Source organism: Microbulbifer guangxiensis (assembly GCF_021729075.1).
Lineage (GTDB): Bacteria > Pseudomonadota > Gammaproteobacteria > Pseudomonadales > Cellvibrionaceae > Microbulbifer > Microbulbifer guangxiensis.
Window position 1 is genome coordinate 59124 of the sequence record NZ_JAJSAQ010000005.1, and the last position, 24152, is coordinate 83275.

At 59.0% G+C, this 24152-nt stretch carries 19 protein-coding genes; 7 read left to right on the forward strand and 12 right to left on the reverse strand.

Features of this window, described 5'->3' with window-relative positions; all coding sequences use genetic code 11:
* The first annotated feature begins 1 nt into the window (after position 1).
* Entirely contained in the window at positions 2 to 697 is a 696-nt protein-coding gene (locus LVD12_RS12195) for a DUF6445 family protein (protein WP_237068001.1), read from the forward strand.
* A 78-nt stretch (positions 698 to 775) separates the two neighbouring features.
* On the opposite strand, the gene LVD12_RS12200 is transcribed toward LVD12_RS12195, so the two are convergent.
* From LVD12_RS12200 to LVD12_RS12245, 10 genes are all read right to left on the reverse strand, one after another.
* Positions 776 to 1144, reverse strand: coding sequence for a hypothetical protein (locus LVD12_RS12200; RefSeq protein WP_237068002.1), 369 nt, complete (start codon positions 1142 to 1144; stop codon positions 776 to 778).
* 71 nt (positions 1145 to 1215) lie between these two features.
* On the reverse strand, positions 1216 to 3426 hold the full coding sequence (locus tag LVD12_RS12205; protein ID WP_237068003.1) for an OsmC domain/YcaO domain-containing protein: 2211 nt from the start codon (positions 3424 to 3426) through the stop codon (positions 1216 to 1218).
* A gap of 173 nt (positions 3427 to 3599) precedes the next feature.
* Positions 3600 to 4412, reverse strand: a complete 813-nt coding sequence (locus LVD12_RS12210; protein WP_237068004.1) for a nucleotidyltransferase domain-containing protein — start codon at positions 4410 to 4412, stop codon at positions 3600 to 3602.
* 80 nt (positions 4413 to 4492) lie between these two features.
* The gene (locus tag LVD12_RS12215; RefSeq protein WP_237068005.1) at positions 4493 to 5248 is read right to left on the reverse strand and encodes an ATP-grasp domain-containing protein; all 756 of its coding nucleotides are present in this window, start codon (positions 5246 to 5248) and stop codon (positions 4493 to 4495) included.
* A gap of 174 nt (positions 5249 to 5422) precedes the next feature.
* Positions 5423 to 6499, reverse strand: coding sequence for a lipocalin-like domain-containing protein (locus LVD12_RS12220; RefSeq protein WP_237068006.1), 1077 nt, complete (start codon positions 6497 to 6499; stop codon positions 5423 to 5425).
* On the reverse strand, positions 6492 to 8852 hold the full coding sequence (locus LVD12_RS12225; protein ID WP_237068007.1) for an FtsX-like permease family protein: 2361 nt from the start codon (positions 8850 to 8852) through the stop codon (positions 6492 to 6494). The genes LVD12_RS12220 and LVD12_RS12225 overlap by 8 nt, the downstream gene beginning before the upstream one ends.
* Positions 8828 to 9514 (reverse strand): ABC transporter ATP-binding protein, encoded by a 687-nt coding sequence (locus LVD12_RS12230; protein WP_237068008.1) that lies wholly within the window; start codon positions 9512 to 9514, stop codon positions 8828 to 8830. The genes LVD12_RS12225 and LVD12_RS12230 overlap by 25 nt, the downstream gene beginning before the upstream one ends.
* Positions 9515 to 9817: 303 nt before the next feature.
* A complete protein-coding gene (locus LVD12_RS12235; RefSeq protein WP_237068009.1) occupies positions 9818 to 10525 on the reverse strand; it encodes a hypothetical protein in 708 nt (235 codons plus the stop codon).
* A gap of 241 nt (positions 10526 to 10766) precedes the next feature.
* Positions 10767 to 12539, reverse strand: coding sequence for a DUF885 domain-containing protein (locus LVD12_RS12240; RefSeq protein WP_237068010.1), 1773 nt, complete (start codon positions 12537 to 12539; stop codon positions 10767 to 10769).
* Between the two features lie 104 nt (positions 12540 to 12643).
* Positions 12644 to 13411, reverse strand: a complete 768-nt coding sequence (locus LVD12_RS12245) for a YajG family lipoprotein (RefSeq protein ID WP_237068011.1) — start codon at positions 13409 to 13411, stop codon at positions 12644 to 12646.
* A gap of 265 nt (positions 13412 to 13676) precedes the next feature.
* Here LVD12_RS12245 and LVD12_RS12250 point away from each other — a divergent pair, with 265 nt between their 5' ends.
* The 6 genes from LVD12_RS12250 to LVD12_RS12275 all read left to right on the forward strand — a co-directional run bounded on the left by LVD12_RS12250 (position 13677) and on the right by LVD12_RS12275 (position 21629).
* On the forward strand, positions 13677 to 14309 hold the full coding sequence (locus tag LVD12_RS12250) for an RNA polymerase sigma factor (RefSeq protein ID WP_237068012.1): 633 nt from the start codon (positions 13677 to 13679) through the stop codon (positions 14307 to 14309).
* Complete coding sequence (locus LVD12_RS12255) at positions 14296 to 14745, forward strand: FecR/PupR family sigma factor regulator (RefSeq protein WP_237068013.1); 450 nt, start codon at positions 14296 to 14298, stop codon at positions 14743 to 14745. Before LVD12_RS12250 ends, LVD12_RS12255 begins: the two co-directional genes overlap by 14 nt.
* Positions 14746 to 14872: 127 nt before the next feature.
* Positions 14873 to 17791, forward strand: a complete 2919-nt coding sequence (locus tag LVD12_RS12260; protein WP_237068014.1) for a TonB-dependent receptor domain-containing protein — start codon at positions 14873 to 14875, stop codon at positions 17789 to 17791.
* An 88-nt stretch (positions 17792 to 17879) separates the two neighbouring features.
* Positions 17880 to 19385: an SLC13 family permease gene (locus LVD12_RS12265; protein ID WP_237068015.1), complete on the forward strand. Its 1506-nt coding sequence runs from the start codon at positions 17880 to 17882 to the stop codon at positions 19383 to 19385.
* A gap of 90 nt (positions 19386 to 19475) precedes the next feature.
* Entirely contained in the window at positions 19476 to 20885 is a 1410-nt protein-coding gene (locus LVD12_RS12270) for a lyase family protein (protein WP_237068016.1), read from the forward strand.
* 162 nt (positions 20886 to 21047) lie between these two features.
* The gene (locus tag LVD12_RS12275) at positions 21048 to 21629 is read left to right on the forward strand and encodes an LOG family protein (RefSeq protein ID WP_237068017.1); all 582 of its coding nucleotides are present in this window, start codon (positions 21048 to 21050) and stop codon (positions 21627 to 21629) included.
* Between the two features lie 350 nt (positions 21630 to 21979).
* Here the strand turns inward: LVD12_RS12275 and LVD12_RS12280 are convergent, their stop codons facing one another.
* Together LVD12_RS12280 and LVD12_RS12285 are read right to left on the reverse strand one after the other, a co-directional pair.
* Positions 21980 to 23176, reverse strand: coding sequence for an AGE family epimerase/isomerase (locus tag LVD12_RS12280; protein WP_237068018.1), 1197 nt, complete (start codon positions 23174 to 23176; stop codon positions 21980 to 21982).
* On the reverse strand, positions 23169 to 24152 hold the full coding sequence (locus LVD12_RS12285) for a carbohydrate kinase family protein (RefSeq protein ID WP_237068019.1): 984 nt from the start codon (positions 24150 to 24152) through the stop codon (positions 23169 to 23171). The genes LVD12_RS12280 and LVD12_RS12285 overlap by 8 nt, the downstream gene beginning before the upstream one ends.

Consider the following 24152-nt stretch of genomic DNA (forward strand, 5'->3'; position numbering starts at 1 on the left):
AATGCAGGTCAGTATCGAACGGCTCGGCAATGAGCAGACTCCCATCGTGATCATCGACGATGCGCATCCCCAACCGGAGCAACTGGTCCGCGCTGCCCGTAACAGCCAGTGGTTGCGCGAGAACCCCTACTACCCCGGGATGCGCGCCCAGGTGCCGGCAGATTACCTCAGTCCACTATTGGAGAAAGTGGCCGACGCGCTGGAGCAAGCCTATGACTTGGATACCCGCAACGGTCTCGCCAGTGCGGCAATCACGAATGCGTTCTGCTGTTATTCCATGGTCACCAAACCACCCACGGAACTGCAGCCGATCCAGTCCCTGCCCCATTTCGATGCCACCCATGGCCGGCAGCTGGCCATGCTGCATTACCTCTGCGACAAACCTTTTCGCGGCACCGCTTTTTTTCGGCACAGAGAGAGCGGCTTCGAAAATATTCTCGATGACCGTGTCACCGCCTACCAGGCACAGGCGGGCAAACACCTGGAGCAGGTGCAACCCGGCTATGCGAGCGAATGCGGGGACTGGTACGAGAAGGTTGGCGAAGTGGAGGCGCGGTTCAACCGGGTGACGTTTTACCCGGCCAGTTTGTTGCATTCCGGGATCGTTGGGAGGACAGAGAGATTGTCCGACAACGCCGTCCAGGGCAGGTTGACCATTACCGGCTTTATCGACTTGACCAACAAGCTGAATTGGTAGGACAACAAATCAGTACGGCTACCCCGAAGCCTGCTCAGGCCGAAACGGCTATGTGACTGACAACCCCCTGTAAGCGGTTTATTCGGGTTGATCTCCCGGCGCATCCTTTTGCTGAACGCCCACAACTGACGCGTCATCGTGCTTGCAGATGCATATATTGTCTCTGGCGGAACACACCTGTTTGAAGGGTGGATAGCAATAGGTGGGAACATCGGCCGATGGCTTTTCCTGCGGCCTATCGGATATCAGAATCGTTTTTAAAATCGCCGCATCGAACAACAGTCCCAATTCGGCGAAATCATTGGTTTTCTTACGCGGCTCGTTGACGGAGGCAGACTGATCGCGCTTCAGCACTTCATGGACCTCTTCATCAAGCACCGCACCCGCATAAGTACAGCCACACAGCAGAGCAACCCAGCAGAATAAGACTGCGCAGACTGTTTTCATATGACGTCCTTGTCTATTTCCAGGTTATTCTCAGGGGAGCGGGACAGTCCTGTCTACTCGCAGCCCACTCTTCAATTATCAACAGCACCTGTATTGATTGCAGCCCGTGCTCTGTGCAGTTTCTTGTAACTCTCGATCAGCCGCAAGTGCCGATCCAGACCTTCCAGCTCCATATTGGTTGGCGTCAGGCCATGGAAGCGCACGCTGCCATTCACTGAGCCGACGACTGCATCCATCACGTCCGCTCCGAACATCCGGCGCAGATTGGTGAGGTAATCGTCAAGCCGCAGCTCATCATCCAGGGTGATCTCGAGCACAGCATTGACCGCCTGGTAGAACAGGCCACGCTCGACGGTGTTGTCATTGTACTGCAGGAACATTTCCACCAGCTCCTGCGCTTCATCGTGTCGTTGCAGCGCCAGGTAAATCAGGATTTTCAGCTCCAGTACGGTCAGCTGGCCCCAGACCGTATTCTCATCGAACTCGACGCCGATCAGGGTAATGATGGTTTCGTAGTTGTCGATCTGGCTCTCTTCGAGGCGCTCCACCAGGTCTTCCAGTTCATCATCGCTCAGGCGGTGGAGGTTGAGGATATCCTCACGGTAATCCAGTGCCTTGTTGGTGTTGTCCCAGATTAGATCCTCCACCGGGTACACCTCGGAATATCCCGGCACCAGGATACGGCAGGCGGGCGCGCCCAGGTCTTCGTAGACGGCCATGTACACTTCCTTGCCCAACTCCTCGAGGATCTGGAACAGGCGCTCGGCCTCGGTCTGGTTCGTATCCTTATGCGCACCGGAGAAATCCCATTCGACGAATTCATATTCCGATCTGGCGCTGAAGAAGCGCCACGACACCACACCGGTGGAATCGATAAAATGCTCGACGAAGTTATTGGGCTCCTGTACCGCGTGGCTATTGAACGTGGGCGGCGGCACGTCGTTCAGGCCCTCGAAGCTGCGGCCCTGCATCAGCTCGGTCAGGCTGCGCTCCAGCGCTACATGAAAACTGGGGTGCGCGCCGAAGGAAGCGAACACGCCACCGGTGCGCGGATTCATCAGCGTCACACACATCACCGGGAAGCGACCGCCCAGGGAGGCGTCCTTGACTAGGATCGGAAAGCCCTGTTTCTCCAGCTCTTCGATGGCCTCAACGATATCCGGGTATTTTGCCAGCACCTCCGCCGGCACATCCGGCAGGGCGATCTCCTGTTCGATGATCTCCTTCTTCACCGCCCGCTCGAAAATTTCCGACAGGCACTGCACCTGCGCCTCCGGCAATGTATTACCGGCGCTCATCCCGTTGCTCAGGAACAGGTTCTCGATCAGGTTGGAGGGGAAGTACACCACTTCACCGTCGGACCGTCGTTCAAACGGCAGCGAGCAGATACCGCGGTCGGCGCGCCCGGAGTTTGTATCGATCAGGTTGGAACCGCCCAGCTCGCCATCCGGGTTGTAGATAGCACGGGTGTAGTCATCGAGGATTTCTTCGGGCAGCTCGTCGTCGGGCCCCGGCACAAACCATTTTTCATTCGGGTAATGCACGAACTCGCTATTGGCAATCTCCTCACCAAAGAACTGGTCGTTGTAGAAGAAATTGCAGTTCAGGCGCTCGATGAACTCGCCCAGCGCCGAACACAGCGCCGCCTCCTTGGTGGCGCCCTTGCCGTTGGTAAAGCACATGGGCGAGGCCGCATCGCGGATGTGCAGCGACCACACATGGGGCACGATATTGCGCCAAGAGGCGATCTCGATCTTCATGCCCAGGTCCGCCAGAATCCTGGTCATGTTGGCGATGGTCTGCTCCAGCGGCAGGTCCTTGCCCTCGATAAAGGTCCGGTGCTCAGCATCCGGCTCCACCATCAGCAGGGCCTGGGCATCCTCGGCCAGGTTTTCCACCACTTCGATCTGGAAGTCCGGCCCGGTCTGGATCACCTTCTTGACCGTGCAGCGGTCAATGGAGCGCAGGATGCCCTGGCGATCCTTCTCCGAGATATCCTCCGGCAGCTCCACCTGGATCTTGAAGATCTGGTTGTAGCGGTTCTCCGGGTCGACAATATTGTTCTGCGACAGGCGGATGTTGTGCGTGGGGATATCCCGCGCCAGGCAGTACACACGCACGAAGTAGGCCGCACACAGCGCAGAAGACGCCAGGAAATAATCGAACGGACTCGGCGCCGAGCCATCGCCCTTATAGCGGATCGGCTGGTCGGTGATGACGGTGAAGTCATCGAACTTAGCTTCCAGGCGGAGGTTGTCGAGGAAGTTGACGTTGATTTCCATGCGGGGACTACCGGAATTAGAGGATTTGGCGGCGAGCGGGTTAAGCCGCGGCATTATCCAGTTTTTAAGGTAGTTCGTCTTGGTGTTTCAGGAGGAAGCAGCCGCGATTGGCTCAAGCAGAGCCCGGTCATGCCATCCAAGCCCAGCCAGGCGGCATGCCTTCCCTGGTCCCGCTACGCCCAACTGCTATGCACTGAATTTCGGAATATCTCGTTGAGCGCTTCTCGGACTCTTTTCCCCTCGAGGATATCCGGCCGACCCTGCCCCTTAAACTGCTCGTTGTGACTTTCGAACTCTGACGTCACAAACCTCTCTATTCCCTCCACCCTATCCCCCAGACCGAACTCTGGCGTCCTGCGCTTCTGCTCCAGCAATGCTTCGATATCCCCCTTGATCTCGGTGGGTACGACCGCATCCATGAGCTTCTCAAACTCGACCGGAGGAATTCCCCGCCCCGCCTGAATATATCGGATTGCTAGCAAGGGCCTGAGAACGTAGAAGTATTTCTTCATCTTGACCTTGGCTTTACCCAAATGTTCTCTAGCGTTGTTTCTCGCCATATGACTGTAGTGGTAGCAGAGCGCCACATCATTAATGGCCTGCGGCGCCAGACTCCTTAACCGAGCTGCCAGATCTCCCCTCTCCATGTACCGGATGGGACTATTTAACCATTCGAGCAGTGCACCATTTGTCCTGGTAAAAAGGTAGAGCGCCTTGCGCAGATCCCACCCGCTGCAATCAATTTCATCGACTATTGGGTATTCAATAACATCTTTCCTTGTTTCAACGTCAAAGGAAAGATACCAATCTTGAGGCCGGACATAGATAAAGCGGACGTCGTAGTCAGAGTCAGGCGAAGCAAATCCCCAAGCTCTACTTCCTGACTCACAACAAAATAGAATCTTAACGCCATGCTCCTGCTCTACCGCAGCTAATCGTCGCTTTACTTCCTCTTGCACGGAGGAGCTTATTAAGGGTATGTCCATATATTTTTCCGTTAAGCTAGCAGCCTCTTTTCAAGGCAATAAAATTGAGGCGCAAATCACCAACCTCTCAGAATCATATTTTATCCGTAGGCAACCTCAATCGCCTCAACATACTTCGGTACATCCACCGCATAAAAGCCTGAACTGTTAATGTTGTTAAATTCGATTACTTTCAGACCCTCTCCTGTCAGCGCAATATCGATTACGCACGATTCGAATGGAAGCCATATCTCCATGATTTTTTGTACATACTCTATTACGTCATCGTTCAGTAGGCTGGATAGATGTGGCTTTCCACCGACTTTATATACCGAGCCCGTTACGATTTCTCCTTTTACTATAAAAACCCGACTTTCTTGATAAATCTCTTTGCACTGGGCAACGACGACAGTCATATCTCGCACATGGGTGCCAGCGCTTGCTTTCAGAAAAGTATTCAGACCTGCCCGATTGTATACACGCCCATCAAATGCCTTGCTATCTTCCAGAGGACGAATAAAGCAACTACCCCTTTCCGTCAAACTGACGTCTTTCAGTTTGCAGACCTGCGCGCCATGATTGAGAAGTTCATTCCCCAGACGCTCCTCCCACTTATCAAAGCGAAATTGTCCGTTGAAAAAATGGCCGGGAGACCAACCCCGAGCCCGTGAAATTTCTGCGAGCTTCAGCGCTCCACACACATAGACCTTACCTTTCGGGTTTATCTCCGGCTCAAGTCCTCGTGCTCCTGGTGGAATCGATATGGCTGTGTGAGGAACAGACATCCGCACCAGTGCATCGATAAGCAAGTTGTAATTTACGGTTCTGAATATCTCTTTCTGTATTACCCAGTGCATCCTCCTCCCCCGACTATGTCACTCATATCCTTGACGGACGCGCAGGCGCCAGAAATTTTTCCCGACCTGACACCCCTACCTATCGCTGCCCTCTCGATAAATCTTTCTTATCGACGGTTTGTTACCGTCTGGGGTTATCCGTAAATGGCCTGAACGCTCACAGCTGTCGCTCCTTCAGTTTCCGTAGCCTGTCATCTCCAGGTAACCTTCCCCGTTGAGGCTGCCTCTGACGGTCACCGGTCCCTCCCAGTAGCGCAGCGCGCCCGGGTTCCAGTAGTCACCGGGCCAGGATTCGACCTTCAGATCCAGCCCGGCCGAGGGCACCTGTAGCTGCCACACTACCGGTACCTCGCCATAGTGACTGTCGCGGGTTTCCAGTGGCTTCAGGGTAAAGTCTTTGGCGGTGAGCGTTCGCGCGCTGCCGTCGGCTGCTACCAGCGTACCCGAATAAAAGTCCTCGGCCCCGCGCACGCGGAAAGCCATCAGGTGGCGGCCGTCGTCCAGGTGCAGCGCCATCCAGTCCCAGCCCTGCTGATCCGGCTTCAGGTACTTGCTGCTCCACTCGCGGTCGAACCAGCCCTGCCCCCTGACCACAAAGCGCTCACCCTCAATTTTCACTTCACCTTCAATCGCCAGCTGCGGATAGCTGAAATACATCGACCCGCCGCCACCTGGAGATTTGGCGCTGAAGCCTTTTTCGCCGTTCAGTATCGGCGGCAAGAGTGGCTGCAATTCCAGCTGATAACTGAAGTCCTCGGCCTCCACCGCCAGTGTCCATTTTCCCTGCGCCGAGCTGGCCAGCTGCCAGTGATCGATCCAGGCATTGAACGGCTGCGCAGTGACGCCGGCCTGACCGGTGCCTCCGCGGGCGGCGCGATCGGCGAAATGGTGCTCGCCGGGACGGCTCAGCGCCGCGTGGGCCAGCCAGACCTCATCCAGCTGCCAGCCGGGTTTCTCCCCCTCAAACGGCCCCGGCCGCAGGCCGTTGCGGAACAGCGTCCACTGCACGCCGAAGCGCTCGCCGTTGGCACTGCGCAAGTTGGCAGTGAGATACCACCATTCCAGACGGTATTCCGGGTGCGCGCCCAGATCCGCCGGCAGGCTGACGGTCATGCCCGGTGCGGCCTGGCGGAATCCCTCGGGCGGTTCGCTGAGCGCACTCATGGACGTGCCCGCGTCATCCCGCTCCCCGCAGGCGGCCAGCAACAGCAGCGGTAACATCAACAGCAGTAACCGGCACACACTATTCATTCTTAAGCGTCTCCAGCCGTACCGGGTCGCCCACCAGTGCACCCACGAAAGCGCCGATGGCAAGGCAAGCCAGCCACACCTGCAGCCAGAAGTCGGGGTAGAGTTTCAGCGGCAGTGCCCAGCCAAACGCGGCGGGGTTCACCTGAGCTACCAAAACCCAGCCGAGGAAAATGCCCATTGGCGTTGCCAACAAGGCCAACAAACCGGTGACCAGCATGCTGTGCACAATCAACCGCCTGCGCAGGTTGTTGCGCGGCACACCGTACACATGCAGCAGGGTATAGCTGCCCTGCCGCAGGCGGAAAATCACCAGCCCCATCAGCGCCAGCGCGGTACCCGCCAGGGCCAGTGTCAGGGTGTTCAGCATGCGGGTCATCTGGAAGGTGCGGGCAAAGGCTGCGTTGGCGGCCTGTTTCAGGCCGGCCTGATCCCGCAGGCGGCTTTCCGCCAGCCAGGCGTATTGCTCGGGCCAGTCCTGCCAGCCGCTTTTGCTGAGGTCATCCACACCCAGCACAAACGTCGCGTAGCGGCCGGGCAATGCTTCCGGTACTGCGGCAATCGGCAACAACAGCTCCCCTTCTGGCCGGCCGTAGTCGGCATAGATGCCAATCACCTCCCGCGCCTGCGCTTCGGTACCGAGGTGGAACCGGAGCCGGTCGCCCACAGCGAGGGATTGGCGTCGGGCCAGCTGCTCATTGATCAGCACACCGCCGCTTGCCAACTTTTGCCATTGGTCGGGTACTGCATCGAGGAAAGGCCAGTCCTGCAGCAGTGACGACGTGGGGTCCACCGCGAAGATATCCACCGGCAGATCCCCGAGCACACCGCGGCCGCGCACCATCGGCAATACGCTGGTAACGTTGGGTAGTGCCTGTAACTGACTTGCCCATTCCGGCGCGGAGACCGGCTGGCCCGGGTCGAGATAGAGATCTCCCTGCAGGCGCTGGTCCAGCCAGCGGCCAAAGGTGGATTCAAAGCCGGTGACCATCGCCTGCACGCCAATGGCGGTGGCGATGGCAAAGGCCAGTGCGGTCAGCGGCAACTGCAGCACCCGGCACAGGGCGCGCATTTCGGAGCAGGACCACTCCAGCAACGGTCGCCGTGCGCGATGTTCGGCATAGGCGAGCAGCCGGTTCAGCAATTCCGGCAACAGCAGGCCGGCGCCGATCAGGCAGCCGGTGGTGGAGAGGAAGATCAGCCACAGCCGGTCTGTGGATAACAGCAGCGCCAGTGAAACCGCCACCAGCGCCAGTGCCGCCAACCAGCGCCAGCCCTGCATTCGCTCCGTGACCGGCGCACTCCGGTGGCGGAACATCAGCAGGTCCACACAGGCCCAGCCCACCACCAGCGCCAGGATCAGCACCATGCCGAGCCAGGTTCCCGCCGTGGGCCCGCCCTGCGCCAGAGTGTCGATATTGAACAGCCCGCTCAGCGTGCCCTGGAATCCCTGCGCCATCGCCGAGGCCAGCCAGTTGCCCAGCCACAGCCCCAGGCTGCCGCCAATCACCGCAATCACCAGCACCTCCGCCACCAGTGCCAACCGCAGCTTTACGGTTGGCACACCGCAGCGGACCAGGATCTCCAGCGTGCGGCGGCGCTGTTCCAGCGCGAAGCGATACACACTGCGCACCAACAGCGCGGCCACCAGCAATGCCAGCGCCCCGAGGGCATCGAGGCTGAGCAGGAAGGCCTCCACCAGCGAATCCGGCTCCACGCCGTAATCCTCCACCCGGGCGCTATAACCATCGAGCAATGGGACACGCTCCACTTCTGCCGCCGGCAGCAGAATCTCCAACGTGCCGCGACCCGCCGCTGCCAGTGTGGCGGCGACGGAAATGTCGGTGAGCAGCTGCCCGTGCGGCAGGCCCTCCGTCTCTTCAATGGGGTAATCAGCTACACCCGGCAGCGACAACTGCTGCCAGCGCTTCAGATCGGCGGCACTGCCCAGCAGCGGTGGATTATCGAGTTCAGTAAACAGTGATTCGATCGCCGATGCGCCCCCGCTTTGCTGTTCACTGTACTGGCGCAGGCAACTGGCACTGAAAGGGTCGATACCGATTACCCCCGGGGCATCCTCTCCGGGCAAGCGCACCCGCAGGCGCGGCGACGCACACAGCCCGGCTCGGCGCAGCTGCGCATAATCTTCCCCCGTCACCGGGCGGCCATCCGCACGGACCACGCTCAGCAGCGGTTCCAGCGCCGCCCGGGAGCGGCTGACGGCATCCTCGGCCGAACCGGTAAGTGAGCGCACACCACTCCAGAGCATGGCGGCACACACCAGGATCAGCAGCAGGCCCGCCAGCTGCCCCGGGTGGCGGCGGTAATGGCTTAAAAAGACGCTGCCGAGTCCCATGGGTGCAGGGCTCCTTCCCGCAGCTCCAGAATCCGGTCGCAACTGCGGGCCAGCTCCGGGTTATGGGTAACGATCAGCGCGCCCACATTGCGCTCGCGGATTGCATCAAAGAACAGCGGGCTCACCCGTTTGGCAGTGGCCTGGTCGAGGCTGCCGGTGGGTTCGTCGGCCAGTATCAGTTGCGGCTGCATGGCAAAGGCACACGCCAGCGCCGCCCGCTGCCGCTGGCCGCCGGAGATCTGGTCGGGATACCGGTGGGCGGTGTCGGCGATATCCAGCTGCTCGAGCAAGGCATCGCCTTCATGCTCCCGCAGGCCGGCAAGCCCGGCACGAAAAGCGATGTTGCGGGCCACGGTTAGGGTAGGAATCAGGTTGCCATCCTGGAACAGGGTGGCGATGCGGGTGCGGCGCAATTCGGCCCAGTCGGTTTCAGTTAGCTCGGACTGATGCCGGCCAAACACCTGCAGCTGGCCGCTATCGGGGCGCAGCAGGCCGTTGAGCAGGTTCAGCAGTGTGCTTTTGCCCGAGCCCGAGGGGCCGATGACCGCTACCGCCTCACCGCGGCGCAGCTCCAACGACAGACCGTCGAGTACGCGGATTTTCTCGTGACCGTTGCGATAGGACCTGCGGAGATCCTGAGCCTGTATCAGGGTGTCATCCATTACTTCATCAATATGATAGGTTTCCAGCTCCAAACTGTATGCGACCAATTAATCGCACAAGTTACGATCATTGTCTGGAAATGAAGTGCTCAGCGATGAGATTTTAGAATCAGACAAAAATCTATTTGTGTGCCAAGACAATACTTGACTATAGCAACTTCAGACACGGAGTGGTTTTGGGTGTGCTCTCGAATATTTTGCGCTAGTCCGAGCAAGCCTAAACTCTCGCCATGCCTGCCACTAAAAACTGAGAACTAGGGGCCAGACAAGTAAATTCTTAGCTTCAATTACAGTAGAGCACCCTTAATGCTTAGTTGCTGAAGGTAATTGTAAGAATGCACAAAGGGCGTTCAATGTTGAGTTCATCAGCTCCCGCATCTTTGGATCATCAAAATAGGTAAGGCGCACTTTGACGAAGTATCGTCCTCTAACTGCAACTCCAAGCGTAGTTATATCACTACCATCAATATAGAACTTTATTGCAAAAGGACCCTTTTCAACCACCGGCCATGGGTCCTTTAAATCAGCACACATCAGAACTTCGGAAGCCCGCTTTAGCTCAGCAGCTCTCGCAGCTCCTGCTTCTGCTTCTGCAGCTACGTCTGACCTTAGATATATGTAGATACTTGCCTTAGCTCCAAAGCCACTATAGAGAATGGTCTGATCGAAACCCCCAACGCAAGATGTGTTATCGAGCACTTTGTCGAAGTGCAGCCAACCCAACTCATAGGGCAGAAAAGGAATGTCGACAGGACCACGCCATGATATCAACGGATGCAGCATGCACGGATTGCCTACAACAGATCGTGTATCAAAATAAACGCCGCGGGTAAAAGTTTCTATTTGTGTTGGGGTGAAGCGCAAGGCATCGATAACCACTACCTCTGTGGCCAAACCACTCTGGCAAAAATTCCAATCCCTGATGCACCATAGCTCTCCGAGCCCCTTAGCAATACCTCTCAAAAGATAGACCTGTGTCAGTGCAGATTCATCCGCATTACAGTGTTCCACTACATATGGATCGCTCCTACTACCGTTCCCCCCAGTGATACGTACATCTATACCATGGTCTCTCTGCAGCAGTTCTCGCACATTCATTTTAAATTCCCCCGATCATCATTCCGTTCCTGAGGCAGATCCCAGCTCTCACATGCGTTTATATGTGCGGCTTACCCTCAGGCCACATAAGGGCATATAGCCGCGGACTAACGAGAGCGATTCCTAGCTTTGAGGCGCCTGTCCATTTAATCCGCTATTTTTTATGCTTTTTACCCTCGATATAACCGCTTATATTTCGTATCAGCATCTCCATCGGCAAAGCCCCATTCGCCAACACCGCATCATGGAATGCGCGCAGATCAAACTGATCCCCAAGCTCTTTCTCCGCTTTGGCGCGCAACTCCCGAATCTTGATCTCCCCCATCTTGTACGACAGCGCCTGGCCCGGCCAGGAGATGTAGCGATCTACCTCGGCGCGCACGTTGGCGTCTGACAGGGAGGTGTTGTCGGAGAGGAAGTCCAGTGCCTGCTGGCGGGTCCAGCCTTGGGAGTGGATGCCGGTATCGATCACCAGGCGGGCGGCGCGCCACATTTCGTAGCTGAGGCGGCCGAAGTGTTCGTAGGGGGTGGTGTAGATGCCGTCCATCTCTTTGCCCAGGCGTTCGGAGTACAGCGCCCAGCCTTCACCGAAGGCACTGAGGTAGAGATTACGGCGGAAGTCAGGGATGTTTTCCAGTTCCTGGCTGAGAGCAATCTGCAGATGATGGCCGGGGACGGCTTCGTGCAGGGACAGAGCCGGCAGTTCGTATAGCGGGCGCTGATCCAGTGCATAGGTATTTACAAAGTAGCCTCCGCCGACTGAACCACCGATAGCGGCGGGATTGTAGTAAGCGGTGGTATGGTTCGGAGCGATCTCATCCGGGATCGGTACCACGCCGTAGGGGAGCCGAGGCAGCTTGCCAAAGAATTCGGGCAGACGATAGTCAACCTTCTTGGCTACATAGGAGGCTTCCTTCAACAGTTCTTCCGGGGTTTTGGCGTAGAACTGGGGATCAGTGCGCAGGAATTCGGTGAATTCCTCGAAACTGCCATTAAAGCCAATTTCCTTTATTAGCTCGGCCATCTCGGCACGAATGCGTTTGACTTCAGAGAGGCCGATTTTGTGGATTTCCGCCGGATCCATATTCAGGGTGACATAGGTCTTGATGCTGTGGCGGTAGTACTTTTTGCCACCCGGTAGCTGCTCGGCGCCAAGTGTGTCCGTGGCCGCCGCCATGTAATCACCCTCGAGAAAGTCAGCGACACGCGCGAAAGCTGGGTTGGCGATTTCGCCTATGGCTTTCTCTCCCGCAGCCCGGAGGCGATTCTGCTCTGCAGCAGGAATGCTAGCTGGCATGTCCTGGAATGGCTTATACAAGCGACTCTTCTTTGGATCGTCATACACCTGAGCGCGAACAACGGGGGCAACACCCTGCACAACAATTTTCGGCTGCACGAAGCCGTCTGCGATGCCTTTTCGCATATTGGTGATATTTTCATCAAAGAATCGACCGAAATCGCGGATACGGGCAATATAGTCCTCGTAGTCTTTGACGTTCGCCATTGCCAAGCCATTGCTGGCCTCCACGGCGTCGAAGAAGAAGCTTGCGTAGGAATTGAATGGCATGCGTTCGAGGAAGAGCTCGCTGCTCTCGATCGAGTTTGTCAGTACCCAGCTGAGCAGATCGCGATTGATGCGCTCCGCGTCGGTCAGCTGGTCGGCATCGATGGCCTGCAGGCGGGCGAGGAAGTCTTTTTCCGCTTTCAGGCGCCGCTGGCGATCTTCCGGCGCGACACCGGGCAACTGATCGTTGTAGTCCGCCACCCCCATGCGGCCTGCCATGATCGGGTCTTCTTTCAGGCTGTATTGCCAGTGATCGTCAATGACCTGCTGCAGGGTTTCAGAGGCGCTGGCGGCCCAGGCCTGGGGAACCAGCAATAAAAGAATGACCGATAGAGCGGGCAGCAACTTCGCGAGCCTTGCCATGGTATGCACTCCCTGCCGACAGGGCCGGAGCCGGGTCGGTTGTGACTAGTTATTCAGTTAACCGACCAACCATACCATGACCAGAGTCGCGATAGGCGTGGAGGTTATTTCACGGTGCCCGACTCTTCTTTCTCAACGTAGCGCACCAGGGCCTGAACCAGTTTGGAAAAGCGCTGCGCTTCCAGGTTGCCCTCGGAGGGCGAGAGGTAAGTGGTATTCACCTCCACCTGAATCGCCGGTACGCCGAGACCAGAAGCAAACTTGGTGATGGTCTGGTTTTTCGAAGCGCCGAAGTAGTTGTAGGAGAGGTTATCCAGCCCCTCGCCGCGCAGGCTGGCAATCAGTTCATGCAGCAATACGTCCTCCCCCAGCAGTGATCGGCCGCTCATGGTGCCCAGGTCGATATCGTAGGGGCGGTAGGGGTGACTGCCGTGGATATCCAGCACGTAGCGGGGGCGGACTTCATTAATGAGGCGGGCCAGCTCTCGCTTGAAATCGTTGTCATCGTAGTAGTTGGGGTCCGAGGGGCCCTCCTCGGTGGTATAGATCACATGGGCACCGGTGAGCCCTGCTACAGACAGGGCCAGCGCCGCGGTGCCGCCGCCATCGGAGAATCGGCGGTTGCCATCGCGGAGCGGACGCGTGGCATGCGGGGCAGTAATGATGACGGGGATATTGCCGGGTAGCACCTTGAACCAGGGCGCGCCCGCCTCTATGGCTTGCCCTTCACGGGCATCCAGGGCCTGCTCGACCTCGATAGCCTGATAGATCACAGAGGGCTCGACGATTGCCCTTGGCGGCAGCTCTGACTGTGTGGCGCAGCCAGCCAGTAAGAAACCTGCAACCACTGCCAGCGTATACATCTTGTTCATTATTTTCGCGGTTCCGTCATTGTTAACACCGCTCAGGGTAACCAAGAGTTGGGCGCCAGCGGTAGGGCTGGCGAACATTTGGTCAACACCGGCGTGTGCGGGTATGGCGGCAGGCTTGAGTGGGCTGGCTGTTTTCTGCACAGCCCGAGTGACCGCTCCCCGCTGCTTCGACCAAACCTTGAGCTACAGCAGGCTGTGGCTAGCATGCTAATATCCCTCGCTCAGCGCTGATGCGCGCACCTAGAAAAATAATCAAAGGGCGCCCATGTCGAACAGTATCTTCTCCAAATTCAGCTTTTCCCGCTTCACCGCGGCAGTATTCCGCCCCCCGCTCACTGTCGAGCAACAGGTCAACGCGCTCTATGGGGAAACCCACGAACAGTTGCTGGCGAGCCTGCGGCGTATGCTGGAACCAGCCCAGGCCGAGGAAGTACTGCAGGAGGCCTACCTGAAGCTGTTTATTGCCCTGCAGGAAGACCGGACCCTGGAGCCGCGCCCGTTCCTGTTCCGTGTAGCGCGCAACCTGGCCATCAGCGTGCTGCGCCACCAGAAGGTGGTGGAGCAGCATGGCATCAGCGCCCAGCACGACCTCCAGGAGGCCACCCAGGTGGAAGCGGTGGAGAGCCAGATCACCCGGGAAGAGGAGCAGCGTGCACTGCTGGCGGCCATCAATGCACTGCCGCCCAAGTGCCGACAGGTCTTCGTGATGCGCAAAATTGACGGTCACTCCCACGAGGACATTGCGCGCATCCTCGGCATCTCCAACAAGACCGTGGAAAACCATCTGGCCAAGGGCATGCGCCTGTGTCGAGAGCATCTTGTCGCTGCCAGGACGGCCCAGACCCCACCTGCAGCCGCGCGCGAGGAGCGCGAGGAGATCAGACTTGCAGCTGGATGAATGGCTCTGCATTGGCATTCCCGACGATGTGATGGAGCAGGCCTCGGCCTGGCTCGCTCGCCTGGATGCTGACCATGTGAGTCTCGATGAACGGCGGCAGCTGGCCGTGTGGCTGGATGATGATCCGCTGCACCGCTGGGCTTTCGAGGAGCTGTCGCAGCTCTATGCCCGTGCGGCCTCCCTGTCCCATGTCCGTGGCCAGATCCATGCGCCGCAGGTGATGATCTTCCCGCAGGTGGCCACACCCCGGCAGCAACCCGCCATCGAGGTGGGTCCCGCCCCGGCTCCCGGCAATCGCTGGCAGTCCGTCATCGCGCTTTTACTGATCGTCGCAGGCCTGGCCCTTGCTCTGCGGGGACCCGGTGGCACTTCCGGCGAGACCATCCACTATCAGCCCAGCTGGGGGACCGAACGGTTCCTGATCAACGGCGAATAATCTTTCCCTCCGAATAGGGGATTTCCCTCACTCATGCGTTGAGCTTGTTAGAAGTAATCCGATTAAGACCAACTCTAACAATAAATGTGCTCAAGAAATGAGCACTTCCATGATGAGGGAGAACTCCATGAAGCGATCCATGATGCTGCTTTCCGGCATGCTGTTGAGCCCGCTGGCACTGGCTATCCAGGAACAGGCCGCCGCCACGGCTACAGGTACCCCGGCGAAAGACACCAAGCAAGAATCCATCGAACAGGTGACCGTGGTCGGTACCCAGATCAAGGGGGCGCAGATCAATGAGGCACTGGCGGTTTCTGTCGTTGATGCCGAAGATATCGCCAACATGGGTGTGGATTCCGGTGAGGAACTGCTGGCACTGATCCCGGAAAACGGCCAGAACTTCTTTAACGAAGCCGAGAACATCAGCGGCGGTGTGAACTCCGCCCGCGGTGATATCGGTGCCTTCAACCTGCGTAACCTGGGTACCGGTAACACTCTGGTACTGCTGAACGGTCGTCGGGTGGTGAACGCCGCTGCTTACCAGACCGAAGAAGTAGGTGGCAGCTTCGTACCCGTGGTAACCGCCAACTCCAACGTTCTGCCTACCGCCGGCCTCGAGCGTGTGGAAATCCTGCGCGACGGCGCCTCGGCGATCTACGGTGCCGACGCCGTGGCCGGCGTTGTGAACAACGTGCTGAAGAACGATTTCGACGGTTTCAGCGTTTCCGTCAAGCACACCGAGTACGACAACTTCGAGCGCGACACCCAGAAGCTGGCCATCGAGTGGGGCGAAACCTTCAATGGCGGCCGCACCAATGTGAGTGCCTTCTTCAGCCATTACCAGCGCGACCGCATCGCCGCTTCTGAAGACCCCCGCTGGGCAAACTCCGACCTGCGCGACCTGATCCCGGAGAATTCCCCCTGGTACGACGACACCGCCTTCCGCAACAACAGCGCCAATTCCCTGTACCCGCAGCTGGATATGCCCTCCGGCAACCTGCAGGATGAGGGCCTGACGGACCGCAGCGGCGAGATGGAGATTTACCCGTTTGGTGACGAGCGCTGTACCTTTGCGATCAACCAATATGTCTGTGGTGCGCCCGACGGCCAGGGAACTGAGCGCTACAACCTGAACGAGTTCCGCGATGTAAGCTCGGAGCTGGAGCGCAACAACCTGTTCGTGTTCGTGAACCATGAGCTGGCCAACGGCATGGAGAGTTTCTCCGAAATCGGCCTGTACAGCTCCTCCACGACCATGAGCCGTCACCCGACCGCTTCCTTCTCGACCTCCGAGCTGATCTTCTCCGCAGACAACCCGTACAACCCGTTCGGCGTTGACTTCGTGCTGGACAACTACCGCTTCGCAGAGCTGCCGCGCATCGTCGAGAACGACGGCGACAACTTCCGCCTGCTGCAGGGCCTGCGCGGCACCTACGGCGACTGGGACTGGGAAACTGCTGTGCTGTGGAACAAGGACGAGAAGTCTGACGTGACCCGCAACCGGGTATCCAACACCCTGATGCAGGAAGCCCTCAACGACACCACCCTGGATGCCTACAACCCGCTGAGCGGTGGTGTGAACAGCAATATCGAGCGCGCGCTGATCGACGTGCGTCGTGACAGCGAGAGCGAGCTGAAGAGCTTCGACGTGAAGTTCTCCAACAATGCCCTGTTCTCTCTGCCGGCCGGCTCCGTCGCGGCCCTGGCGGGCTTCGAGTACCGCGAGGAATCCTTCGTCGATGACCGCGATGATCGCCTCGACGGCACCATCCAGTTCACCGACAAGGAAGGTGACACCTACCCGTTCGTCTCCGACGTGGTGAACTCCAGCCCGACTCCGGACAACCGCGGTGAGCGCTCTGTCACCTCCATCTTTGGTGAGGTACAGGTACCGGTGTTCGATAACTTCGACCTGCAGCTGGCCCTTCGTCACGAAGACTTCTCCGATTTCGGCGATGCCACCGTTGGTAAAGTCGCATTCGGTTACCGTCCGGTTGAGCAGCTGCTGCTGCGCGGTTCCTGGTCCGAGGCCTTCCGTGCTCCGAACCTGGTCACCATCAATGAGGAAATCATTGCCCGGAACAGCACCACTACCGACTGGGCCTGTGTGTATGCAGCCGAGAACGGCGGCGATCCGGACCAGGATGTACTGGACTGCACCTACTCCATCCAGCGTATCGCCGAGGGCAGTGACCAGCTCGAGGCCGAGCAGTCCACCAACACCTCACTGGGCCTGGCGTTCACTCCGCTGGACAGCCTGACCATGACCGTGGACTTCTGGACCATCGAGAAAGAGGACACCATCGGCCTGTTCGGTGAGGAAAACCATACCCTGCTGGACCTCTACTACCGCCTGCAGAACGGCACCGCCAACTGTGCCGGCGTCGGTAACTCCGCGGTCAATCGTGGCGAAATCGATCCGGACGAGGCGGGCTTCTATGAGGCAGCCGGCATCTGTGCCGCAGGCACCGTCGACTCTGTGAACGACCGCTATGCCAACCTGGATACCCGCACCCTGGCCGGTTACGACGTGGGCATCTACTACGACCTGTACACTGACTTTGGTGAGTTCGGTCTGAAGTACAACGGCTCCTTCACCACCCAGTTCGAACAGGATGCCGGTGGCGATGCCGCAGTGCTGGTTGAAGCACAGAAAAATGGCGATATCCCGGTCAACTTCCCGGTCGCCGGTTTTGCTGACCTGATCGGTAAAGATGGTAACCAGGAAGAACGTCACTCCCTGCAGCTGAGCTGGCGCTACGACAAGTTCGGTGCTTCACTGAGCGGCTTCCAGATCGGTGAGTTCTACCAGGATTCCCTGACCCTTGCGGACGGCACCCGTTACGTCATCCCGTCGATGACCACTTACGATGCCACCGTGGACTATCGCTTCGACTACGCGGGCGCAAGCAATCGTGTGCGCTTCGGCGTGAAGAACCTGACCGACGAGCGGGCTCCCCTGGCGGACGCCTACTTCGGTTACTTCTCCGACGCCCATAACGACTACGGCCGTTATTACTACCTGAGCCTCAAGTCCAGCTTCTAAAGCCGGGTAGTCACCCACCGGTATCCCGCAGTGCAAGGCTGCGGGACACCGGCGGCACCCGTCCGCGAACTCTCCCGAGGTAAATTCCATGAGTAATTCCCCAAGCGCCGCCCAGGCGTTGCCCAACGGTGACGGCACAGCGCAGATGGCGAGCTACCAGAGTATCGGGCTGATACTCGGGCCCGCTCTCTTCGTGCTGATGATGTTGCTAGCCGATTACCAGACCACCATGAACCCGGTGGCCTGGAAGGTCGCCGCCATCGGCCTGTGGATGGCAGCCTGGTGGGCGACTGAGGCCGTTCCGGTTCCAGTGACCGCACTGCTACCCATCGCCACTTTCGAGCTGGTGGGCATCACCGACATGAAAGAGGCCACCGCGCCTTACGCCAACCCCATCATCTACCTGTTCATGGGTGCCTTTGTCCTGGCACTGGCAGTAGAGCGCTGGAACCTGCACAAGCGCATTGCGCTGATGATCCTGAGCCGTACCGGTACCGACGGACGGCGCATGATCGGCGGGTTCATGCTGGTGGCTTCCCTGCTGTCCATGTGGATGACCAATACCTCGACCACCATGATGCTGTTCCCCATTGCCATCTCGGTAACAGCCATCATCGTGGAGAACGTCGAGGGGCTGTCTGAACGTGCCAAGTCCCACTTCCAGACCGCTATGCTGCTGGCCCTCGCCTACGCAGCGACTATCGGCGGCCTGGCCACGCTGGTGGGTACTCCGACCAATGCCCTGCTGGCAGCTTTCCTGGCAGAAAACTACGGGATCGAGATCGGCTTCGCGCGCTGGATGCTGATCGGCGTCCCCGTGGCGCTGCTACTGTTGCCGGTCGGCTGGCTGTTGCTCACCCGCTGGGTCTACCGGGTCGAGATTCCGGAAAGCGAGGAAGTCAAAACGCACCTGCAGGAGCTTAAGCACGACCTCGGCCCGATGAGCAAACCAGAGCGCCGCGTGGCGATGATCTTCGCACTGGTGGTACTCGCGTGGATGCTGCGCAGGCCGCTGTCGTCAGCGCTGGGGCTCGAGGGGCTGTCTGACGCCGGCATCGCCATGGCCGCTGCGCTCCTGCTGTTCCTGGTTCCCAGTGGTGACAGTAAGCAGGAGCAGCTGATGAGCTGGCATGATGTCGGTCGCCTCCCCTGGGGCGTACTCATCCTGTTCGGTGGCGGCCTCAGCCTGGCTGCGCAGGTCTCCGCCTCCGGCCTGGCCGACTGGCTCGGACAGAGCCTGTCCCTGCTGTCGGCGATCGGGGTGGTGGCGCTGGTCATTGCCGCAACGGCGCTGGTGATTTTCCTCACCGAACTCACCAGTAACCTGGCCACCACGGCTACCTTCCTGCCGGCGGTCGCCGCAATCGCAGTGCAGTCGGATATTTCCCCGCTGCTGCTGTGTGTCCCGGTCGCGCTCGCCGCCAGCTGCGCCTTCATGCTGCCGGTGGCAACACCGCCCAATGCCATTGTCTATGCATCGGGCATGCTGACGATCCCGCAGATGGTCCGGGCCGGTGTGGCACTGAACCTGCTCAGCCTGATCATTCTGGCCGTTGTCGCTATCATCTGGGTACCGAAGGTTCTCGGCCAGTAGCAATCCCGGTAATTGCCGGCCCAGTACATCTTCTGGGTCGGCAAGCCGCAAGGTGTCCACGCTAACGAATTCTCTGAGAAGCTATTCACTATGTCAGCCATCCGTAAACTCGTCGCCACCGGCCTGCTGGTCTGGCTTAGCAGCACCACAGCGCTCGCCAGCGCTGGCGATCGCGCACCGCAGGTGAGCGATATTTTCTCGCCGGAAAATCAGACCCAGAAAGTGCTGGATATCGAGGCCGCACTGGCATCGGCACAGGCCGACCTGGACATCATTCCCCAGTGGGCAGCCCGGGAAATAAAAGCGAAGGCCAGCACGGAGTATGTCTCCCAGGAGGATCTGGCCGCTGAGTACCGTGTGGTCCGCCACCGCATGGTGGCGCTGCTGAATGTATGGCAGCGCTCGCTGAAGCCGGAGGCCGCCGAGTACATGCACTTCGGTGCCACGACCGTCGATATCTACGATACCGCGCTGGTGCTGCAACTGGAGGAATCCACTCGCGCACTGATCATCCAGTTGCGCGCACTGGAAGAAATCCTGATGCGTCTGGCCGCTGAGCATAAAGGCACCGTCATGGTCGGCCGCACGCTCGGGCAGCATGCCTTGCCGATTACCTTTGGCAAGAAGGTCAGCACCTGGCTGGGAGAGAATCGCCGCAACATTGAGCGCCTCAAGGACGTGCACAAACGCCTGCTGCGCTCGGGCATTCTCAAAGGCGCCGTGGGCAGCTATGCGGGCCTCGGTGAGGATGGCATCGAAGTAGAACGCGCATTCGCCAAACACCTGGGCCTGAAGGAACCCTACCCCGACGACTGGCACGGGGCGCGTGATGTGCTGGCGGAATACGCCTTTACCCTGGCTCTGATCAGCAAGTCTTACGGGCGTATCGGCAATGAGCTGTTCCTGCTGCAGATGACCGATATCGGTGAAACGGAAGAAGTCCGGCCTAAAACCGCGGTCGGCAGCAGCACCATGCCGCACAAGAAAAACCCGAGCAAATCCGAAGCGTTGATCTTTTATTCCCGCAGTATTCCGCGCACCGCGGAAATCATTGCCGATGACATGATCAATGCGTTCGAGCGCGACAACACCTCGCGCACCAACCGTTTGCTCGCCGATATCTCCATCGAGGCGGAGGAAATGCTCAATGCCGCCGCTGGTCTGCTCGGCAATCTCAAGGTCAACGAAGCTGTCATGGCCGAGAACCTGGAGAAAACCGGCGGCATGATCCTGTCCCAGCGGGTGACTTTCGCGCTTGCGGACAAGATCGGCAAGACCACCGCCAACAGCCGCCTGCACGAGCTGGCGGTGGAAGCCATGGCCGAGGGTATCAGCCTGCGGCAGGCCATCGAACAGGCCCCGGATATCGCACCGCACTTCACATCGCGGGAGCTGGACGAGCTGTTCGACAGCACCACCTATCTCGGACTGGCCGAAGAACAGGTCGAGGCCGTGATCGCGTACTGCCGTGAGGCGAGAAAGGGCGACTTCCCGGGCTGATCACTCTATTTCCGCCCCGACAGCCCCGGTCCGGCCCACTCTGCCGGACCGGGGCTTCCCTTCCGCAGACGACATCCCGCCACTCCCCACCGTCGCGATCGGCACTAGAATTAATCGGGTGTTCCGATATACCCGACCAATGCCCTGCAATCAGGAGTGACGATGAAAAATATCTGTGTCTACTGTGGCTCCAGCCCCGGACGCCGACCCGAGTTCCTGCAGGCGGCGAGAGCACTGGCGGCAGAGCTGGTAGCGCGGGATATTGGCCTTGTCTACGGCGGCGCCAGCATCGGCATTATGGGGGCGCTGGCGGACGCGGTGCTCGCGGAGGGAGGACGTGTCACCGGGGTGATTCCAGAGGCGCTGGCGGTTCGTGAGGTGCCGCACCCGACCGTCACCGAGATGCGGGTAGTGGCGTCCATGCACGAGCGCAAGGCGATGATGGAGGCGCTGTCTGACGGCTTTATCGCCCTGCCCGGCGGGCTCGGCACGCTGGAGGAACTGTTCGAGATCCTCACCTGGGGACAACTGGGGTTTCACCGCAAACCCTGCGGCCTGCTGGATGTGGCTGGGTACTATCGACATCTCGCAACATTTCTGGACCACTGTGTGGCCGAGCAGCTGTTACAACCGCAGTACCGGTCGATGCTGCTGGAGTCCGGTGACCCGGCGAGCCTGCTGGGAATGATGGAAGGTTACACGCCGCCAGCCATGGACCAGCGCATCTCCCGCGACGATCTCTGAGCCAAATCCCGCATTGGTACGTGAATACCAACAGTGCACCAGTATTGTGGATAGCCGGTTACTCACATATTCCTTGGATAGAGTTGTGAATAAGCTTTGAAAATCAACCATGACGCCCATGGTTGCTGGGATTGTGACAGTCGGGTGAAAAAGCGACGATCGTAGAGCAATGCTCAAGGCCGCTGAGCACGACGCCATCGCGACATAGAGCGATGATCTCGCCATCAGGTTTACAGACAATTCACTCCAATGAGCCGAGTATCAATTTTCCCGGGCAAAGCCATGGAAAATAAAAAACCGCAGCGGCCGGTCACCCACTGCGGTTTTCTCTCTGGTCGTTCGGTTGCTGGTCAGGTGCGCTTCAGCAGCTCGAGTACTTCCCAACACGCACCGAGGGTGTGGTAGTCGCACTTGCCACCGGCGATGCTTTTCTCGTTCGAATACTTGCGGTTCTGGCGATCGAGGATTCGGTACCAGGCCCCGTGCTGGTGGTCGATAAAGTGCGCCCAGCTGTACTGCCAGATGCGGTCGTACCACTGCCAGTAGATCTCTTCGCCAGTGGCCTCGGCCAGTAGCGCGGCCGCGGCAAAACTCTCCGCCTGCACCCAGAAATACTTGTCGTCATCGCAGATACTGCCGTCCGGTGCATGACCATAGAGAATACCGCCGTGCTCGCTGTCCCAGCAGATTTCCAGCGCGCGGTCGAACAGGCTGCGGGCACGCTCCAGCATCCAGGGCTTCGGGCGGTAGCGGTAAAGAGTAAGCAGTAACTTACTCCACTCGGTCTGGTGGCCGGGCTGGAAGCCCCAGGGGCGATAGAGGTTTTTGGGATCTTCGCGATTGTAGTCCCAGTCGATCTCAAGGGATTCGGTAAAGTGCTCCCAGATCAGGCCATCGGCCTTATCCGCCAGCGTCACGGCGACGGTCTGCGCCAGGGTAGTGGCGCGATCGAGGAATTGTCCGTCACCGGTCGCCTTGTATGCGGCCAACAGTGCCTCGCAGCAGTGCATGTTCGCGTTCTGGCCGCGGTAAGCGCTTACCCGCTGCCAGTCCGGCGTGGCTTCGTCGGCATAGAGTCCGGCACCGGGCTGCCAGAAGTGCGCGTTCAGCAACTCCCAGGTCTGGTAGAGATCATCCCGTGCCCCCTGCATATCCAGCTCTACACAACTGGCCTGAGCCAGGATGACGAAGGCAAGGCCGTAGCAGTGGTTGGTCTGGTCGACCGGGGCATTGTTATTCAGCAGCCAGTGATAACCCTGCCGCTCACTATCCCAGTGCACATTGCGCAGGTAGTCGAGCCCCTGCTGTGCGCGCTGCAGGTCTGCCACATCGCCGCTGTGCCGGTAGGCGCCGCAGTAGTTGAAGATCATGCGGGTGGAGCTGACCAGATGCTTGAGACCGGGATCAAACACGGTGCCGTCATCGAGATAATTCTGGTGGAAACCACCCAGGCGCTGGTCGATCACATTCGGACGATAGAAGTCGAGAATGCTGTCGACGTGCTGCTGTAGAAACTCGGCGCTGCGAAAGTTGGGCTTGTCAGACATGCTGGCTCCTTGCTTGGAGGAAGGCGTTGAGCGATTGCTGGCTGGGCAGCGAGGGAAAGGCACCGGGCAGCGAGGCGGCGTGGGCGCCGCAGGCACAGGCAAAGCTGAGAGCTTCGATCAGGGTCTCTGCGTTCAGCCATTCCCCGAGGTTCGCTGGTGTGACCTGTTGTCGCGCCAGCTGATAGATGAGCCCGCCAATAAAACCGTCACCGGCCGCCGTGGTATCCACAGCACGGGTCATTGGCGGCTGGATCTGGCCCTGGCCGGTGCTGGTAATCCAGTGCAGCGGTTGTGGTCCGTCCGTGATCAACAGCAGTTGCGGTCGCTGGGCGAGCAACTCGTCGTTGAAATTTTCCGACGCTGCCAGATAGTCCCGCTCCTCGCGGCTCATCTTGACGATATCCGCGCGCTGCACCAACTCCAGCACCCGCGCGCTATCCGCAGCGCCGGCCAGCCACAGGTTGTGGCGCAGGTTCACATCCACACTCACCAGCCAGCCCCGCGCCTGTGCGAGCTCTGCGGCATGCATGGTGGTCTCCGCAATTTCGCTATCGGTCAGGCTGTTGGAACACAGGTGCAGGATGCCCTGGCCGGCAAAGGTCTGCTCGTGGAAATGGGCCGGGCGGAAACAGAGGTCTGCCGCCGGTGGGCGATAGAACTCAAAACTGCGCTCACCGTATTCATCCAGCGATACGAAAGCCAGTGCGGTTTTGGCCACATCGGTAAAGCGCACGTAGTCGGTCTTTACGCCCTGCGCTTTCAGTTCTTCAAGCAGGAAGCGGCCAAACAGGTCGTCTCCAAGCATGCCGGCAAAATAGGCCTCACCGCCCAGTTTGGCGACCGCCACGGCGGCATTGGCCGGCGCCCCGCCAGGGAATTTGCGAAACTGCTCCATCTCACCGGCGCCATCGTTGCCGCTGATCCTGTCGGACAGCAGATCGACCAGTGCCTCGCCAAAGCAGACGACTTTCAGCAT